At 44.9% G+C, this 18873-nt stretch carries 16 protein-coding genes; 8 read left to right on the top strand and 8 right to left on the bottom strand.

Features of this window, described 5'->3' with window-relative positions; genetic code table 11:
• Positions 1-92 precede the first annotated feature (92 nt).
• From Q8W40_RS24890 to aspA, 3 genes are all read right to left on the bottom strand, one after another.
• Positions 93-1910 (bottom strand): protein-disulfide reductase DsbD, encoded by a 1818-nt coding sequence (locus Q8W40_RS24890; protein WP_370693430.1) that lies wholly within the window; start codon positions 1908-1910, stop codon positions 93-95.
• 392 nt (positions 1911-2302) lie between these two features.
• Complete coding sequence (locus tag Q8W40_RS24885) at positions 2303-3604, bottom strand: anaerobic C4-dicarboxylate transporter (protein ID WP_305401102.1); 1302 nt, start codon at positions 3602-3604, stop codon at positions 2303-2305.
• A 235-nt stretch (positions 3605-3839) separates the two neighbouring features.
• Positions 3840-5294, bottom strand: a complete 1455-nt coding sequence (gene aspA / locus Q8W40_RS24880) for an aspartate ammonia-lyase (protein WP_305401101.1) — start codon at positions 5292-5294, stop codon at positions 3840-3842.
• A gap of 281 nt (positions 5295-5575) precedes the next feature.
• Here aspA and Q8W40_RS24875 point away from each other — a divergent pair, with 281 nt between their 5' ends.
• Positions 5576-6091, top strand: a complete 516-nt coding sequence (locus Q8W40_RS24875; RefSeq protein WP_101111254.1) for an FxsA family protein — start codon at positions 5576-5578, stop codon at positions 6089-6091.
• A gap of 119 nt (positions 6092-6210) precedes the next feature.
• Here the strand turns inward: Q8W40_RS24875 and Q8W40_RS24870 are convergent, their stop codons facing one another.
• The 4 genes from Q8W40_RS24870 to Q8W40_RS24855 form a co-directional block, all read right to left on the bottom strand.
• A complete protein-coding gene (locus Q8W40_RS24870; protein ID WP_101111253.1) occupies positions 6211-6687 on the bottom strand; it encodes a tRNA (cytidine(34)-2'-O)-methyltransferase in 477 nt (158 codons plus the stop codon).
• A gap of 111 nt (positions 6688-6798) precedes the next feature.
• On the bottom strand, positions 6799-7410 hold the full coding sequence (locus Q8W40_RS24865; RefSeq protein WP_101111252.1) for a superoxide dismutase: 612 nt from the start codon (positions 7408-7410) through the stop codon (positions 6799-6801).
• 110 nt (positions 7411-7520) lie between these two features.
• Entirely contained in the window at positions 7521-8933 is a 1413-nt protein-coding gene (gene cpxA, locus Q8W40_RS24860; protein WP_305401099.1) for an envelope stress sensor histidine kinase CpxA, read from the bottom strand.
• On the bottom strand, positions 8933-9625 hold the full coding sequence (locus Q8W40_RS24855; protein WP_305401097.1) for a response regulator: 693 nt from the start codon (positions 9623-9625) through the stop codon (positions 8933-8935). Before Q8W40_RS24855 ends, cpxA begins: the two co-directional genes overlap by 1 nt.
• A gap of 183 nt (positions 9626-9808) precedes the next feature.
• Here Q8W40_RS24855 and Q8W40_RS24850 point away from each other — a divergent pair, with 183 nt between their 5' ends.
• The 5 genes from Q8W40_RS24850 to pfkA all read left to right on the top strand — a co-directional run bounded on the left by Q8W40_RS24850 (position 9809) and on the right by pfkA (position 14340).
• Positions 9809-10309: a CpxP family protein gene (locus tag Q8W40_RS24850; RefSeq protein ID WP_305401095.1), complete on the top strand. Its 501-nt coding sequence runs from the start codon at positions 9809-9811 to the stop codon at positions 10307-10309.
• A gap of 158 nt (positions 10310-10467) precedes the next feature.
• Positions 10468-11247 carry a substrate-binding periplasmic protein gene (locus tag Q8W40_RS24845; RefSeq protein WP_305401093.1) on the top strand — a complete coding sequence of 260 codons (780 nt, stop codon included), beginning with the start codon at positions 10468-10470 and terminating at the stop codon, positions 11245-11247.
• Between the two features lie 63 nt (positions 11248-11310).
• Complete coding sequence (locus Q8W40_RS24840; RefSeq protein WP_305401091.1) at positions 11311-12057, top strand: substrate-binding periplasmic protein; 747 nt, start codon at positions 11311-11313, stop codon at positions 12055-12057.
• Positions 12058-12155: 98 nt separating this feature from the next.
• Complete coding sequence (gene fieF, locus Q8W40_RS24835; protein WP_305401088.1) at positions 12156-13082, top strand: CDF family cation-efflux transporter FieF; 927 nt, start codon at positions 12156-12158, stop codon at positions 13080-13082.
• A 295-nt stretch (positions 13083-13377) separates the two neighbouring features.
• Complete coding sequence (pfkA, locus tag Q8W40_RS24830) at positions 13378-14340, top strand: 6-phosphofructokinase (RefSeq protein ID WP_305401086.1); 963 nt, start codon at positions 13378-13380, stop codon at positions 14338-14340.
• Between the two features lie 171 nt (positions 14341-14511).
• Here the strand turns inward: pfkA and Q8W40_RS24825 are convergent, their stop codons facing one another.
• A complete protein-coding gene (locus Q8W40_RS24825; protein WP_305401085.1) occupies positions 14512-15870 on the bottom strand; it encodes an MATE family efflux transporter in 1359 nt (452 codons plus the stop codon).
• Positions 15871-16217: 347 nt separating this feature from the next.
• On the opposite strand from Q8W40_RS24825, the gene Q8W40_RS24820 reads away from it, so the two are divergent.
• Complete coding sequence (locus Q8W40_RS24820; RefSeq protein WP_005417156.1) at positions 16218-16508, top strand: co-chaperone GroES; 291 nt, start codon at positions 16218-16220, stop codon at positions 16506-16508.
• Positions 16509-16584: 76 nt separating this feature from the next.
• Positions 16585-18231: a chaperonin GroEL gene (groL, locus tag Q8W40_RS24815; RefSeq protein ID WP_305401077.1), complete on the top strand. Its 1647-nt coding sequence runs from the start codon at positions 16585-16587 to the stop codon at positions 18229-18231.
• The last annotated feature ends 642 nt before the right edge of the window (positions 18232-18873 follow it).

The following is an 18873-nucleotide window of genomic DNA, read 5'->3' as shown; positions in this document are numbered from 1 at the left end:
GTTGAAAATTTGAGCTTTTAACAGAAATGAAACAAAAAAATGTGAGCCCGAAAAATCGGGCTCACATAGAGGTGTTTACTTTGCTAGAACGGTTACAGTGCGTTTAAGTGCGCAAGAAATGGTTCGGCTGGCATAAAACCAGTGAGGCGCGCATTGGGCAAATATTCCCCATTTGCGTCCCAAAACTCAATAGTGGGCAACCCCAATACTTCGAGTTTCTGCAGCAATTCAATGTCTTCTGGCATGCTTCTCGTCACATCGGCTTGAAGCAATACATAGCCCTGAAGTTTTGCTTCCACTTCAGGGGCGTGGAAGGTGTATTTTTCAAATTCTTTACACGCGACACACCAATCGGCGTAGAAATCGAGCATGACGGGTTTCCCTGCCTGCTTGGCCGCCTGCAGTTCTGCTTCTAGCGCTGCAAGGCTTTTGACTCGTTTGAACGCCACGGTTGGCTCGGCTTGAGCAACCGCAGATGGGTTCCACCATTGAGAAAGAATAGGCTGTGCAGATGCGACAATTCCGAGCATGGCAATAATGCCGACTAAGCTTTGCTTCCAACCACCAAATGGCAAACTGTTCTTCGCGTGGTAAAGCCAGCCAAAAGCGGCTAAGCCAAGTAGCGACCACATAATTTGAGTCCAGAGCTCTGGAAGAATTCGCTCGAGTAGGAAAATCGGCGCAGCAAGTAAAATGAACCCGAACATCATTTTAACGCGATCCATCCAACCCCCCGCTCTTGGCAGAAGCTTATTACCAAATACGGCAACCGCAATAAGTGGAATGCCCATTCCGAGCGCTAAGGCATACAATGCAACGCCACCCGTGAGCATGTCGCCGCTTTGAGCAACATACAAAAGTGCGCCAGACAGCGGAGCCGTGGTACAAGGTGAGCACACTAAACCTGAAATCGCACCCATAGCAAACACGCCGGCATTGCTGCCACCTTGTTGTTTGTTACTAAGGTTATTAAGCCAAGTTTGAACTCCGCTTGGTAATTGAAGGGTGTAAGCCCCAAACATGGAAGCGGAAAGGGCAATAAACAGCACACTTAAGCCAATCAACACATAGTGATGCTGCATGGCGGCTTGGAATTGAAGCCCAGCCGATGCAACGACTAGCCCAAGAATAGTGTAGGTGAGCGCCATCCCTTGAACGTACACAAACGACAAACCAAGCGCACGTTTCTGCGAGATTTGGCCGCCGCCCAATACGATACTGGTGAGGATTGGGTACATCGGTAGAACACAAGGGGTGAAAGCTAAACCTACACCCAAAGCAAAGAACAGTAAGGGCGTCCACCAACTGTTGGCCAGTTTGTCCGCAAACCCTGATTCTTGTGATTGTGAAATGGTTGATGAAGCAGGCGAACTTTTGGATTCCGAGCCATTTGATTTTGAGCCGCTAGGCGCTGCATTCACTGAACTTGATGAGTCAGTACCCACTGTGGAAGTAAATGCTGAAATCGGCACCGTGCGAATTTCTGGTGGGTAGCAAAATCCTGCTTTTGCACAGCCTTGATAGCGGACTTCCAGCTCTGCGTTACTTGTAGCTGACAGCAGCGGCACGGTAACGGTGAGCGGAGACGTATAGATTCGAACATCGCCAAAAAACTCGTCTTTGTACGGCTGACCATCTCGCATTTCAATTGAACCAATTTCAGCGCCATTTGCGGAGACCGAAATACGTTCTTGATAAAGGTAGTATTCATCTTTGACCTGCCATTCAAGGCGAATGCGATCATTGTCTTGGAAAAAGTTAAATGGGAAGGCTTCGTCTACAGGGACAAATTGATTCGGTGAGTTATCGAAGCTGGGCGTGAACCCTTGAGCATTGTTCGAAAACAATTCAGCAGATGCTGGTGCAGTAAGCCACACACTCAATACCAGCCAATATAAAAATGATCGCAGAGTTTTCATTACATTACTTGTCAAAAAATGAATACCTTATCAGACCTGATAGAGGCGCAATAAGTTTCATCATATACCCAAGTAACCTCAATATGCTAGGTTCAGCGAGTATTGCTTGGTTTTTAGGCAAGGCATTGATTTGTCAATTTAGTAGTTCTAAATCAAAAATCGATAACGCAGCATAAAAGCTAAGCAATCTCGCCCTTGGGAGCCTATCTTTTGCCTACTTTCATCGTCAAAAAGCTTTGATAGGATGGGTTTAAATAGAGAGGCCAGGACTGAGGTTGGCGATAGAGCTCTGAATCCTGCATATTGAGGTCACTTGGGTATCATTGCGTTTAGCAGAAGAAAAAAAGGAGCGCAGTGCGCTCCTTTCCAAACTTTTGTGATGATTAAATCATCATACCGCCAAAGGCAAAGCCTAAGGCAACAGCGGTTGTAATGGTGACGACACCTGGGATGAAGAATGGGTGATTGAATACCCACTGCCCAATTCGAGTAGAGCCAGTATCATCCATTTCGACTGCGGCCAGTAGTGTTGGGTAAGTTGGCAGAACAAACAAAGCACTAACTGCCGCAAAAGACGCCACGGCTGTTAATGGTGCAACGCCAATCGCTAATGCTGCTGGCATCAAAGCTGTGGTGGTCGCACCTTGCGAATAAAGCAACATTGATGCGAAGAACAAGGTAATGGCAAGCATCCATGGGTATTGCTCAAGAATGTGTGCCGACAGATCTTTGATTTGGTCGATGTGGCTTGAAACGAAGGTATCACCAAGCCAAGCAACACCAAGCACACACACACATGCGCTCATGCCAGATTTGAACGTTGCGGCGTTGGCAATGTTCGAAGCATCGATTTTAGTGATCATCACAATAGCGGTGGCAGCGGTCAGCATTAACGCCATAATGGCTTGGTTTCGACCGATCGCGGGGTTTTCAATTAAACCCACAGCGTTTGAAATCATCGTGGCGTACGCGACAACCGCAACAATGGCCGCAAAGAAGATATAAACGGAGGTTTTTGCTGTGGGCAAGATTTCACGCTTTTGCGTACCTTGCATTTTGATTAGCCCTTTCGCCAAACGATCCTGATAAATAGGATCATCCTTTAGCTCGCTGCCTAGGAAGTTAGACACAAATGCACCGACCATGCACGCTACGAACGTGGTTGGAATGCACACAGCCAGTAGCGTTAGGTAACCCACTCCGAGTGGTTCCAGAATGCCAGAGAAAAACACCACTGCCGCTGAAATAGGCGAAGCGGTAATGGCGATTTGAGAAGCTACCACAGCGATGGAAAGTGGGCGTGATGGACGAACGCCTTGCTCTTTTGCCACTTCAGCGATCACCGGTAATGTGGAAAATGCTGTGTGCCCAGTTCCGGCTAACAGTGTCATTAGGTAAGTAACAACCGGGGCATAAAATGTAATGTGTTTTGGGTTCTTTCGAAGAAACTGTTCAGCCAGATCGACCAACCAATCCATACCGCCTGCCACTTGCATTGCAGCAATCGCAGTAATGACCGATGCAATGATCAAGATGACATCGACAGGAATATTGCCAGCTGGGACACCCAGCACCATGGTTAACGCTACGACACCTGCACCACCAGCGAATCCAATGCCGATGCCTCCGATTCTTGCTCCTAAATAAATAAAGAGCAGGACTACTAACAACTCGACCATAATCATACGTCGTACCTTATCTTAAATTCCAAGTGGAAAATCCCCCTTTCATTGGAAAAAGAAGGATAAAAATCAGCATAAAAATTCATAGAATGCTGAAAACGGCGCAGACTATAGCAGATGGCTAGGTGTAATAGGACTGATATAAAACAAACTTGTGCTAATTGGCGCTATTGTCAGCAAACATTGTCAGCAAAACTCATTAGGCAGAAAACAAAATGGGACCACTGGTCCCATTCATTTAGTTAAATCGTTTGGCTTTGTACTTAGGGTGCATAAGATTCTCCACTGAGAAGATATCGTCCAATTCTTCTTCTGTGAGCAAGCCTCTTTCTAGCACCACATCTCTTACGCTTTTACCTGTTTCTGCGCAGATTTTCCCTACGATATCACCTTCATGGTGACCAATGTATGGGTTGAGGTAAGTGACAATGCCAATAGAGTTATAAACATAGCTTTCGCAAACGTCTTTATTGACGGTAATGCCATCGATGCACTTATCGCGTAAGTTAACGCAGGCGTTGGTTAGAATTTCCAAAGATTCAAACATACTTTGGGCGATAACTGGTTCCATCACGTTGAGCTGCAATTGTCCGCCCTCAGCCGCAAAAGAGACAGTGTTGTCGTTACCCAAAACCTTGAAGCATACTTGGTTAACCACTTCAGGCACAACAGGGTTTACTTTGGCAGGCATAATGGATGAGCCTGCTTGCAATTCAGGTAGGTTGAGCTCGTTGAAACCGGCGCGAGGCCCTGAAGACAGCAGGCGTAAGTCATTACAGATCTTAGACAGCTTCACGGCGAGTCGTTTCAAGGCGCCATGTATCATCACGTATGCACCACAGTCTGAGGTGGCTTCAATTAAATCTTCTGCTGGAACGCAGTCTAACCCCGTTACTTGTGCCAAGTGCTTGATCGCAGACGCTTGATAGCCTTCGGCAGCGTTTAACCCTGTGCCGATTGCCGTTGCGCCAATGTTGACTTCCAATAGCAGTTTAGAAGTGTACTGAAGATTGCGAATTTCTTCATTTAAGGTCACCGCCCAAGCGTGGAATTCTTGTCCAACCGTCATTGGCACCGCATCTTGCAGCTGAGTTCGACCCATTTTAAGGACATCATTGAACTCTTGGCTTTTCAGTTCAAACGCCCCTTTGAGGTATTCAATGGCGTCCACTAGTTTGCTTACGCTGTTGTACACGGCGATGCGAAAACCCGTTGGGTACGCGCAGTTGGTCGACTGGCTTTTATTGACATGATCATTCGGGTTAATGAATTCGTATTGCCCTTTTTCTTTGCCCATCAATTCCAGCGCGAGGTTGGCTATCACCTCATTGGTGTTCATGTTTACGGAGGTGCCAGCACCGCCTTGAAAGACGTCAGATGGAAATTGATCCATGCATTTGCCCGTTTCTAAAATGGCATCACAAGCTTGAATAATAGGATTGGCGACTTCAGACGGAATGACACCGAGCTCTTTATTTGCCAATGCGGCAGCTTTCTTTGTCATCACCATACCGCGCACAAATTCTGGGACATCAGAGATGGTGGCACTGGAAATGTTGAAGTTTTCGATGGCTCTTAGCGTGTGAATACCGTAGTAGGCATCAGAAGGAACGTGACGTTGACCGAGGAGATCTTCTTCGATACGCGTCGCAGCATGAGTTGAGGTGTGATTAAGATCGAACGTCTTAGTCATAACAGGATCCTTAGACTTTTATTGTAAGTATTGATGTTGAATTAGCCACATCTGTTTTTAAGAATCCATTCATCAGAGTATACGGCTGTAAATCGGTCCTGATGTTGTGTCCATAGTATCGAATTGGTGGCATAAAAATAGTAGCCCGATCACCTTTTGAGTCATTGAGTTGTCAACATTTCTTACAGAAGTTAACTGGGATCACAACATAAGTTTGAGGTAAGCAATTGTTGTTTGTTTAGCAAAGCAATACACTGACTGTAATTGCAACAGGAGGACTTGTGTTTCCGATACTTTTACTGCTTTTTATTGCCGTTCCAATTATCGAGATTGCCTTATTTATTCAAGTAGGCGGTTTTTTAGGTTTTTGGACGACCATAGGCTTAGTTTTACTGACGGCGTTTGTCGGTGCGACATTGGTTCGTAGCCAAGGGCTTCAAACACTGATGTCTGTTCAAAATCGGCTTCAGCAAGGTGAGTTGCCTGCTCAGCAAATTGTTGAAGGTGTCATGCTGGCTGTGGCTGGTGTGCTTCTTCTTACTCCAGGGTTTATGACCGATGCGCTAGGTATGCTTGTGTTATTACCTGCACCGCGAGCAATTATTGCCAAGCAGTTGATGAGCAAAGTAAAGGTTCAAAACTTCGGGAATGGTGGTGGTTTTCACGCGCAAGGCGGTTTTCATCAGCAGAACCCATTTGAACAAGATCCTTTCCAGCGCGGTGATTCTTCTCAGGGAAATACGTTTGAAGGGGAATACCAGCGTAAGGATGATGACGACCGTAATCGCTTAAATTAAGGGTTAACCTTATGGTTTAAAGCTCATTGATGACGAGAAACAAGAAAGATGAAGGTGATTGCCTTCATCTTTTTTTGTATCTGTTGTTAGATTGAATACAGTTGTTAGATAGAATACAGCTATAACGCGCCTTCAAATCCAAGCTGGCGCCATGCTTCAAATGCAATAATGGCGACCGCGTTAGACAAGTTTAAACTGCGGCTGTCTGGCATCATAGGAATTCGGATACGTTGTTCCATCGGAAGGCTTTCAATGAAGTCCGCTGGAAGCCCACGCGACTCGGGGCCAAAAATCAGTACATCGCCATCTTTGAATTTCGCGTCTACGTGGTGCCCTGTGGTTTTTGTGGTGCACGCAAACAAGCGGTAATCTTCGCCGCGCTCTTCCATGTATTCGATGAATGCTTCCATGTTTTCATGGCGCTTTACACGGGCAAGATCGTGGTAATCCAAACCAGCACGTCTTACTTTCTTCTCTTCAAAATCAAAACCTAATGGTTCGATCAAATGGAGGTTTGAACCACAGTTGGCGGACAAGCGAATGATGTTGCCTGTATTAGGGGCAATTTCAGGCTCAAATAAAACGATATCCAGCATGACAAATCTTATGAATGAGTTGAGTGAAGGGCATTATGGAGGAAGAAAAAAGAGCAAGCAAGGCGCTTACTCTTTCATACTGTAAGGCGTTATGTCGCCTCTATGTTCTGTTTATTTTGCTAGAGCAGCTGCGTAGTTTTGTGCAACAGCATCCCAGCTCACAACATTCCACCAAGCGTCAATGTACTCAGGGCGACGGTTTTGGTAGCTGATGTAGTAAGCGTGTTCCCATACGTCTAGCGCTAGAACAGGTTCACCGCGATCAGCCGCTACGTCCATTAGAGGGTTGTCTTGGTTGCTGGTTGAAGTAATAACCAACTTACCATCTTTTACGATCAACCAAGCAAAGCCAGAACCAAATGTGTTGATTGCAGCTTGAGCAAATTGCTCTTTGAACGCATCAAAGCTGCCGAATGTTTCAGTGATCGCTTTGCCTAGATCGCCTTGTGGTTCACCACCAGCGTTAGGCGCCATGCAGTTCCAGTACACAACGTGGTTGTAGAAACCGCCACCGTTATTGCGAACGGCTGGTGCTTGGCTTGAGATAGAATCAAAAATGGTTTCTAGAGATTGGTTCTCTAGATCAGAACCTTTGATTGCTGCCGTGAATTTGTCAAAGTACGTACGGTGGTGCTTGCTGTAGTGTACTTCCATTGTTTTTGCATCGATGTACGGTTCCAGTGCGTCGTATGCGTACGGTAGTTCTGGGAATGTGTGTGACATTATTACTCTCCTTATTGTTACGTAATAATGTAATGATAATTGTTATCGTTATCAACTTGTGAATAGTAGGGATATATACCCAAAAGGCATATAAATTCAATTTTTTGAGATTATGAATGCTCGCTAACGGGCAATCGGATAGACATTTTCATTCCCCCAAGAGAGCTGGGGTGTGCTTTGATGGTTCCATTATGCTGCCGAATCGCGCTTTCTGTAATAGCCAAGCCTAAACCTGCACCTCCAGAGTGCCGATCTCTGGCGGTTGAAACTCGGTAGAAAGGTCGGAAAATGTCTTCCAGTTCTTCTTTTGGCACACCGTTACCATCATCATCGACGTCAATCTGTAGTTCACTGCCATGAAGTACAATCGATACTTGGATATTCTGGTTACCATAATGAATGGCGTTTCGAACGATGTTTTCCACCGCACTCATTAATAAATTGGGATTACCGTAAATATAGGTGTTAGGTAAGGGGCTATCACGCTCGGATTCATGATGGAAAGAAACATATCGCAGCACTTTACCTTTTTGTTCTGCTTCAAATTGCGCATCTTTTAATATCTCTTCCCACAGATCAACAACAGAAAGACGTTCTCTATTTTCGTGGCTGTGCACTTGCATACGTGACAGTTCCAAGAGTTCGCTGATCATCTGCTCTAAACGTTCGGCTTCGGTATCAATGCGCTTAAGCTCGTCACTCTCTCCCTGTTTTCTGGTCGCGAGTGCATTCGCCATTCTCAGCCGAGTAAGGGGGGATCGAAGTTCGTGAGAAATGTCCGATAACAACCTTTGTTGACCAGTGATCATTTGATCAACAGCCAAAACCATTTGGTTAAAACTGGCTCCTGCTTGTTGAAATTCTCGGGTGCCTTTTTCCAAACCAGGATCAGCGATAAACTCTCCTTTAGCAACCCGCTTAGCGGCTTTTTCCAAACGTCGAGCAGGCTGGCTAAGCGCCCACGCAAGCCAGAGTAAAAGAGGGGTGCTAGCAACCATAACAGCAAAAAGTAACTGCAAGGGTTTGTCGAACAGCTGAAGTAAAAAGGGCGGTGTCTGAGTCCATCTCATGGCGTTGAATAGCAAGACGTCTTGATTTGCTATTTTTGCTGGGAATGGACCTGCCACCATCATGCGACCATACAATTTTTGCTGGGGCTGAGTTCGGGTTAAATCCAGTTCGGTGATGTAGTTTTGCATTGCTTTTCGAATCGGACCTCGTTCTCGGGTAATCAAATTTCCCTCCAAGTCGGTCAGATAAATCAAAGGGCGCTTTCCATGATGTTTCCCCTCTCTCTCTGCTAGCTTTCTTGCAACGTCCTGTATGTTTGGGTGATTAGCGTACCTTTCTTCTAACTTACTGACGGATTGCGCAATCCGGTTAAGATGATCTTTTGGAATATCATGAGGCTGGCGTGGATCAAGAAAAGGTAAAATTAAAACCGCGATCAATACCAGCAACATCGTAAGCCAGAAAATGGCAAAAATTCGCCCATATAAGCTAGAAAAAAGACGCAACCGCATTACCCTGCCTCCACCAGCATGTACCCACGACCACGTAGCGTTTTAATTCGAGGTTTGTTGTCGCTAAGTAATGGGATTTTTTTGCGAAGGTTTGATACATGCATATCAATCGCGCGATCAAACGGTGCTAAGCGCTTGCCCAGTACGTCTAAACTGAGCATTTCTTTCGTTAGGGTTTCACCTGGGTGCGTAATAAAGTGGCTAAGCAACGCAAACTCAGTGGTGGTGAGGTCAAGCAAGGTATCTTCACAGTACGCTTCTTGTTTACCTGGGAAGACTTTCAAATCTTGATATGCAATGCATTCTGGATCTTTGCTGGTATTTGTGTCAGATGTTTGAGTGCGCCTTAAAATAGCGCGAATGCGTGCCATCAATTCACGATCTGAAAATGGCTTAGGCAGGTAGTCGTCGGCACCTAATTCAAGCCCAATGACTCTGTCTATTTCTTCACCTTTGGCTGTGAGCATCAGTACTGGAGTCTGCCAGTTTGCACGTAATTTCTTAAGCATCTCCATGCCATTGAGCTTAGGCATCATGATATCCAGAAGAATTAAATCGACACTTTCATCCACTAATTCAAGCCCGACTAAACCATCGCAGGCTTGGCTTATTTGAAAGCCTTCAAAGGTCAGAATATCACTGAGTAGGCTAGTCAATTCTGTATCGTCATCCACTAATAGTATATGTGCCATTGTTGCCTCACTTACGGTTTTTCTATCTTCATGATACTCACATTTACTGAGTAACCAGAACTCTTTACGTTGATTTACGCTTTCTTCACGTTGCTTTACAACCCAGTTCGTATTCTATCCTCAAGCGCTGCCAAAGCAGCACAGCACACAAAACGAATTCCAATGACGATCGAGGATACAATTATGAAACTAGCTAAAAAAATGGTTCTAATGGCAGCGGCACTTCCTTTAGTTTTAGGCAGCGCGAGTGCATGGGCTTTTGGTGGTAAAGGGCACCACAAAGGTGGTTACGATTTCGGAGGAAAATGCGGTATGGGCATGGACAAACGTGTGCTTCGCCAACTTGACTTTACTGATGATCAAAAGACGCAGTTCAAACAATTGCGAGACGACGCCAGAAATCATCGAAAAGGCAAATCAGAAGAAATGTTCGCTAAGATGCAATCGTATCAACAAGACATCCAGCAATTGCTATTAGCGGATACATTCGATGAATATACAGCGCAAGAGTTGGCCGAAAAAATGGTAGATGCCCAAACGGAAAAGCGTGTAAAAATGCTAGAACAACAGCATAAAGCCATGAGCATCCTAACGGCAGAACAGAAGGTCAAACTTCAAGAACTACAACAAGAAAAAGCCGCTAAGTGTGCTGAAAAATTTGCAGAGCGTCATCAAGATGATTGATTAAATAAAGCTTACATACGCGACGATAGCAGCCTTCATGGCTGCTTTCTTTTTGTATCTAAAACCGCTCTTGACTATGCTCAAAGTAGCTCGATAGTTAGAGGGAACATAAGACAGTGCGGAAAGTAGCCCTACCAATAATTGTTTGCTTGTATTTTATGATTTCTCAAACCGTTGGTGCCACTGAATCAACATGTGTGTTGAAAATGGGGTATCGCACCAATGAACGCTTACCCAATATTGCAAGAGCGCCCGATAACTCGGGTCTTTATTTGGATTTATACCAAAAAGCAGCGCAGGAAGTGGGTTGTGAGCTTCAGGTTATTCGTCTTCCAAAGAACAAAGTGGTTAGCCTATTAAAACGAGGTGACATTGATTTTTATCCCGGTTTCAATTTAACCCAAAAACGGGCCGCTTTCATTTATTTCATCGAAAATGGCTTACCTGGAGGCGATATAGGTCTTTCGCGAGAAGATATGGCTGAGATTACTCAGCTCGAACAACTAAAAGGTAAAGTACTGCTTCGTGCGAAGGGGGCGGCTGATATCACAAAAGGCATCACTGACATTTACATTAAAGAGCCGCCTGAGATGACATCCATGCAAGCTATGACGTTTCTTTTACAAAGGAAAGGCGACTTCTATATCTACAACAAATCCACGCTGGAATACTTATTGAAGCAGCATCAGTTGGAAGGGTTGAAATTGCATTCAGACTGCTGTGGTGGTGTGTTACCGCTGTATCTTGGGTTTTCTTTAAAGTCGAAATGGTTTAAAGGAACGACTAACCCTAAATATAAAGAAGATGAACCGATCAGTGCGGATAATTACCCGATTCTCATGTCTGTCGAGAGTAAAGCGTATGAATTCTCTCAAGTGCTTAAGAGCATGATGTTAACCGGAGAAACGCAAGCGTTGTATGAGCACTATTATAAATAAAGAGTGAACGCGTCGGTCAGCAAACTTTAACGTTATTTTGATGGCAAAAGAAGGGGGAGATGGATGAACAAATTTTTCATGTGCATTTTCTCGATTTATGCAAGCGTTAGTATTTGCTGTGCAGCGGAACTCAGACTCATTGCAGAAAATGCCCCGCCAAACTCATTCACTGTGAATGGGCAACCAACGGGAAAATCTGTTGAAATAGTCCAAGCAATATTAGATACGATAGATATGCCTTCAAATGATATTGAAGTGATGCCATGGGCTAGAGGGTATTGGAACCTAGAAAATATCCCTAACGTAGCGTTATTTCCGACATCTAGGACAAGTGAAAGAGAATCAAAGTTTAAATGGGTAGGGCCAATTTTTGAAAATGAGGTCAACCTTTATAAGTTGAAAAGCCGACAAGATATTTGGGTTAATAGCTTAACAGATTTGAACAACTATAGCGTAGGCAGCGGCCGAAACGACCAAAAAACTCGATTTCTACTGTCAAAGGGCATAGAGGTTAATCAAGTTAGTGTTGAGCATCAAAACATTCAGAAATTGTTTATTGGGCGTATTGATATCATTGCTTATCAATCGGGGCGATTGTTCTATGACGTTAAGCAGCTAAACTACAACTTTGAAAAAATAGAAAAGATTACAAATATTCCTGAGATGAGTAAGGATGCGTTTATGGCTTTTCATATCGATACCTCTGATGAGGTAGTACGGAGGTTTCAAGAAGGGTTAAACGCGATCAGGGAATCAGGTGAGCATGCGGAAATTTTACGCAAATGGGAAGGCACACTTGGCAATCCTTAATTTAAGAATTGTACTTGGATCGTGAATTTCAATTTGGCACTCGTGCGACTGAGTTAACTTTAGTAATCTATTCTTTTTCCTTAATATCACCTATCTAGATGCAAAAATCTGATTATTCAAAACTTGTTACCACAGCTGCTTGGTTAGCGGCAGGGGTTGCGACCATACTATTGATTGTTAAAGTCGCGGCTTGGTGGATAACGGGCTCAGTGAGTTTGCTGGCTTCATTGATCGACTCTTTATTGGATATTGCGGCTTCTGTCGTGAATCTCATCGTGGTTCGTTATTCCCTTCAACCTGCGGATAAAGAACATTCTTTCGGTCATGGAAAAGCTGAATCACTCGCCGCATTGGCGCAGGCTATGTTTATTTCGGGCTCTGCTTGCTTCTTAATTTTGAATGGTGTGGATAGGTTCTTCCGTCCTCATGAGCTGCACTCGCCTGAACTCGGAGTGTACGTCAGCATGTTTTCCATACTGGTGACGGGCGGGCTAGTGGCATTTCAAAAAGATGTCGTCAGAAAAACAGGCAGTCAGGCAATTGCCGCAGACTCTCTACACTATCAATCCGATCTTTACATGAATGCCGCTATTATCGTGGCACTTGGATTAAGTTGGTATGGAATCGGGCAAGCCGATGCTGTATTTGCGATTGGGATAGGTGTTTTCATTCTTTCTAGCGCCATTCGCATGGTTTATACCGCAGTACAATCTCTGCTAGACAGGCAGCTTCCAGATGATGAAATTGAAGACATTCATTTAATCACATGCTCAGTCAAAGGGGTGTTGGGTGCCCATCAAATCCGGACTCGAATGTCTGGTCCCGTTCGTTTTATCCAGCTTCATTTAGAGTTGGACGATCACATGCCGCTGATTGAAGCGCATCGCATTTCTGACGAAGTTGAACAAAAACTGCTCGAAAGATTCCCAGAAGGTGACATTCTGATCCATCAAGATCCAATTTCTGTTGTGCCATGGGCGAAAAATAAACAAAACGAGCATGAGCCGGGAAATTCTCAGGTTTAAATCACTGAGGATCGGCTGCTGTTAAGTTAATTATTACGAACCGTGAAAGAAAGAAGACAAATGGAAGATAATTAGCTATCTTTTGTGCAAACCACACAAACCACTATTGAACGTGATGTGAATCAACAAAGTTTAATAGCATAATTGTAATACTCTTTCATAAGTAGAAAAGTTTCAATAATTCGTTATGTGCGCCGTGTGGAGCGGAAATGTAACATAACGTGAATAAGATAAGATTTCGCCGAGAATGGCATTTAGAATTGAAGATTAGATTCCCAGATATCAGAGGGTGAGCATGATTAAGAAGATCGGTGTTTTGACAAGTGGCGGTGACGCACCAGGCATGAATGCAGCAGTTCGTGGTGTTGTTCGTACGGCACTTTCAGAAGGGCTAGAAGTGTACGGTATTTATGACGGTTACTTAGGTCTATACGAAAACCGTATCGAGAAATTAGATCGCTGCAGTGTATCTGATGTGATCAATAAAGGCGGCACTTTCCTTGGTTCAGCTCGTTTCCCAGAATTTAAAGAAGTAGAAGTTCGCGAGAAAGCGATCGAAAACCTGAAAGAGCATGGTATCGAAGCTTTAGTTGTTGTTGGCGGTGATGGCTCTTACATGGGCGCGAAAAAGCTGACTGAAATGGGTTACCCATGTATTGGTTTACCTGGCACTATCGATAACGATATCGCAGGTACTGATTACACTATCGGTTACTTAACGGCATTAAATACCGTTATTGATGCTATCGACCGTCTACGTGATACTTCATCTTCTCACCAGCGTATTTCGATTGTAGAAATCATGGGTCGTCACTGTGGTGATTTAACTTTGATGTCTGCGATTGCGGGTGGTTGTGAATACATCATCACGCCAGAAACAGGTTTGAGTAATGAAGAATTGATCGCCAATATTCAAGATGGCATCAAGAAAGGTAAAAAGCACGCAATCATCGCGTTAACTGAGTTGATGATGGATGCTAACCAGCTTGCTCAAGAGATTGAATCTGCCACTGGACGCGAAACTCGTGCGACAGTATTGGGGCACATCCAACGTGGCGGTCGTCCAACAGCATTTGACCGTGTTCTTGCATCTCGCATGGGTAACTACGCTGTTCACCTTCTACAAGAAGGGCATGGCGGTCGCTGTGTAGGTATTCAGAAAGAAGAGCTTGTTCACCACGATATTATTGACTGCATCGAGAACATGAAACGTCCAGTACGAGATGACTTGTTCAAAGTTGCGAAAGAGTTGTTCTAATACTGAACATCCAAGGTTAACTTGCTTAATAAAAACCGCTGACTTCTCAGCGGTTTTTTTGTTTGACGGATACTTTTTCCGGTTTTGGTTAACGGTGGCTATGGCTAATGTTGGCTTTAGCTATCGATTGATTTCGCTATCGGTTATTTTGACTGGCGATGCCTCGGTGAACTATGGATTTGGCTCCGGCTCGTGAGCTTCAATTACTTCGTTACGCATTTTAATTGCGTACAAGTATCCCAGTGTTCCACCAACGAGATTGCCTGCAGCTATGCCTATAAAAAGCCCTTCAACCTGATACCATTCACTGCCAATGTAGGCAAAAGGCAATGTGAATATAAACAAACGCATCGCACTCCAACTAAAAGCGTGCATGGGTTTGTGCAGTGCATTGAGCCCACTAACCAGTACCATTAATATGCCTTGAAACCCATAGCTGAACGGCACCACTAGCAAGTAATGCCAAAGCAGATCTCTAACACTTTGCTCTTGAGAGAAAAGTGAAGCAATAGGCATGCTCAGTGGGACCATCATAATAAAGATGAGAAGCTGGAAAAGAATCGAAAATCGCATGCATACAAACATGGCGTTAAAACTGCGCATTGGATTCTTTGCGCCTAAATTTTGCGCCATAAAGGGCGTCAAAGCGGAGGTCAGTGCCATCAATACCAAAATCAAAATAGACTCGACACGTTGCGCGGCACCATAAGCGGCAACGGCTTCTGTACCGTGGCTCGCTAATATCATCATCAGTATTGCTCCTGAAATAGGTGACATCGCATTAGACAAGGCAGCGGGTGTGCCAATTTTTAAGATGGCACGCCAATCTTGTATGAGTGACGGAAAATACGGGAGTGCCAGCAGCTTTTCTCTTTTTATGAGTACGTACAAAGATCCACACAAAGCACCCATGTAGCTGAGTGCACTGGCTATAGCAGCCCCTTTTATTCCCAATTCAGGAAACGGACCGTAACCAAAGATAAGCAGTGGGTCGAGTACGCCGTTAATGACACCAGCCAGCATCATGATTTTTGCTGGAGTTTTGGTATCACCAGTTGCACGAATCGCACTGTTTCCCGCCATGGGGATGACTAACATTGGGATCGTTAGATACCATACCACCATGTACTCTTTGATGAGTGGAATCAGATCTGGAGTCGCCCCGAGAAGAGAAAACAGTGGAGTGATGGTCAGTAAGCCTATAGTCGATGCGACACTGACGAGAATGACCGCTAGGATTAAACCATGGGAAGAAAATCTTGCCGCATCTTGATTGTGACCTTGCCCAAGCAGCCGACCGATGTTGGTCGAAAGCCCCATACCAATGCCCATCGTGATGCAATTGACGGCAAAGGTGACGGGAAAAGTAAAGCTGATCGCAGCCAGAGCCTGAGTACCGAGCAAAGAAATAAAAAAAGTGTCCACAAGATTAAACATCAGGATCGAAATCAGACCTACAATCATCGGTAGGGTCATATTTCTGAGCACTGCGGGTATCGGGGCAGTGAGTAATCCATGTTTATCTTGCATTGATAGTTACAGCTCAATTTATCTTGAAGAACGCGTAGGATACAGAAGAATACACATTGGAGCCACAATATGGCTTGGCGCTCCAGCGACTAGAAAAGCAGTGACATAAGAAACTTGTCACATTAAGAGCGAAAGGAACGACGGGCTCGAAAGTAGAGGTAGAAATAGAGTCTGCGAGCAACAAACGTGAAATTTCGCGAAAAGCTGTTTGATTTTTCAACACTCGTCACAAAAAAACGCATTGCCCCCCTTGGGTTATCTCTATGTACGCCCTATATATGATCCACAAGCCGTTTTAACGGTATTTCTTACATCAAATAGAATCATCTAATCAGGAGAGACGACCGATGAATATCCGTCCTTTACACGACCGAGTTATCGTTGAACGCCAAGAAGTTGAATCCAAATCTGCCGGCGGCATCGTTCTAACTGGTTCTGCTGCGGAAAAATCGACACGTGGTACGGTTTTGGCTGTAGGCAAGGGCCGCATCCTAGAAAACGGTACTGTGCAACCGCTGGACGTTAAAGTTGGTGATAGCGTTATTTTTGCTGAAGGCTACGGCACGAAATCTGAAAAGATTGACGGCAAAGAAGTTCTGATCATGTCTGAAAATGACATCATGGCAATCGTTGAGTAAAAGCAATCATTGAGTAATTTTTACTCTGATTCAAAAAACGACAGACTAAAAACGAATTAAGAAAGGGAAATTAAAGATGGCTGCTAAAGACGTTAAATTTGGTAACGACGCACGAATCAAAATGCTAGAAGGTGTTAACGTTCTGGCTGATGCTGTAAAAGTAACACTAGGTCCTAAAGGTCGTAACGTTGTACTGGACAAATCGTTCGGTGCTCCAACTATTACTAAAGATGGTGTTTCTGTTGCGCGTGAAATTGAACTGGAAGACAAGTTTCAGAACATGGGCGCACAAATGGTTAAAGAAGTGGCGTCTCAAGCGAATGAAGCAGCAGGTGACGGAACAACGACTGCAACTGTATTGGCTCAATCTATTGTTAGCGAAGGTTTGAAAGCTGTTGCAGCTGGCATGAACCCAATGGATCTGAAGCGTGGTATCGATAAAGCAGTTGTAGCAGCAGTTGAAGAGCTGAAAGTGCTGTCTGTGCCGTGCGCAGATTCAAAAGCTATCGCTCAGGTAGGTACTATCTCTGCAAACTCTGATCAAACGGTTGGTGACATTATTGCAGAAGCAATGGAAAAAGTAGGTCGTGACGGTGTTATCACTGTTGAAGAAGGTCAGGCGCTACAAGACGAGCTAGACGTCGTTGAAGGTATGCAGTTTGACCGTGGTTATCTTTCTCCTTACTTCATCAACAATCAAGAAGCAGGGGCGGTTGACCTAGAAAACCCATTCATCCTTCTTGTTGACAAGAAAGTGTCTAATATCCGCGAATTGCTTCCTACTCTAGAAGCAGTAGCAAAAGCATCACGTCCTCTTCTTATTATCGCTGAAGATGTTGAAGGTGAAGCGTTAGCAACACTTGTTGTGAACAACATGCGTGGAATTGTGAAAGTAGCAGCGGTTAAAGCGCCTGGTTTTGGCGATCGTCGTAAAGCAATGCTTCAAGATATCGCTATCCTAACTGGCGGTACTGTGATTTCAGAAGAGATTGGTCTAGAACTTGAAAAAGTTACGCTCGAAGATTTAGGTCAAGCGAAGCGAGTAACCATCACGAAAGAAAACTCAACCATCATCGATGGTGCGGGTGAAGAAGCGGCGATCCAAGGTCGTGTTGCTCAAATCCGTCAGCAAATCGAAGAAGCAACTTCAGACTACGACAAAGAGAAACTACAAGAGCGCGTTGCTAAGCTAGCAGGCGGTGTTGCAGTAATCAAAGTCGGCGCAGCGACTGAAGTTGAAATGAAAGAGAAGAAAGACCGCGTTGAGGATGCTTTAAACGCAACTCGCGCAGCGGTTGAAGAAGGCGTAGTGGCAGGCGGTGGCGTTGCACTAGTCCGCGTAGCTTCTAAGTTGACTGAGCTTGAAGGTGACAACGAAGAGCAAAACGTGGGTATTCGTGTTGCGCTACGTGCAATGGAAGCGCCGCTTCGTCAAATTACAAGCAACGCGGGTGATGAAGAGTCTGTAGTCGCGAACAATGTACGTGGTGGTGAAAATAACTACGGCTACAACGCAGCGACGGGTGAATACGGCGACATGATCGCAATGGGTATTCTTGACCCAACGAAAGTAACGCGTAGCGCACTTCAGTTTGCAGCATCGGTTGCGGGTCTTATGATCACAACTGAAGCGATGGTGACTGACTCACCTCAGAAAGATGCACCAGCAATGCCTGATATGGGCGGTATGGGTGGAATGGGCGGCATGGGCGGCATGATGTAGTGCGACGAGAGTCGCGTAGGTAGCTAGCCGAGCGGGCTACGTCCATAGTAACCACTAACTATATGTTGTGGATACTATCCCACCCGACGAAATAGCAAACAAATAAAACCCGATATTCGGGCTTAACCCAAGCCCGAATATCGGTCCTCGTAAGAGGTCCGATTTTAGGCATGGGCGAAAGTCTATGTCCCTCGCTTTAGGCGAATGATATACGTTGAAGCAGCGCTATCAGTGTCTGTGAAGTAACGGGAATATTCGTGTCTTATTTAAGCTTGAGCCACCTGCACGGTGCGAAGCTGTTTTCATTATTGTCTTAGCCAATCTCTTACTCGGACGGGTAGGTTATTGGATAGTAAGACCTGTTGTTCAGCCAATAGTAGTCTAGGGATAGTGCATCTGCGGTAACGCGGTGTGCGGAGCTTCCTGACAATGTACCCCCACGCAAGTGGTTAATCCTTACTGCGAAGTGAAGGTTAAGACAATCGCCAATAGCAGGCGGTTTAGGGGCTAGGCTGGGTTATATGGTTAACGTAAGTGAACTACTGATAAACACCGTCAGCCGCGACGAGCGTAACGCTATTGTCGTGTCGATTAATTATCCCTTTGGGAGGATTAGTCGTCACTAACGCTCCGACCAAAAGG

The sequence above is a fragment of the Vibrio penaeicida genome (genome assembly GCF_030689305.1).
In the GTDB taxonomy this organism is placed as follows: domain Bacteria; phylum Pseudomonadota; class Gammaproteobacteria; order Enterobacterales; family Vibrionaceae; genus Vibrio; species Vibrio penaeicida_B.
The sequence above is the reverse complement of the archived record's forward strand: the minus strand, read 5'-3'. Positions and strand labels throughout refer to the sequence as shown.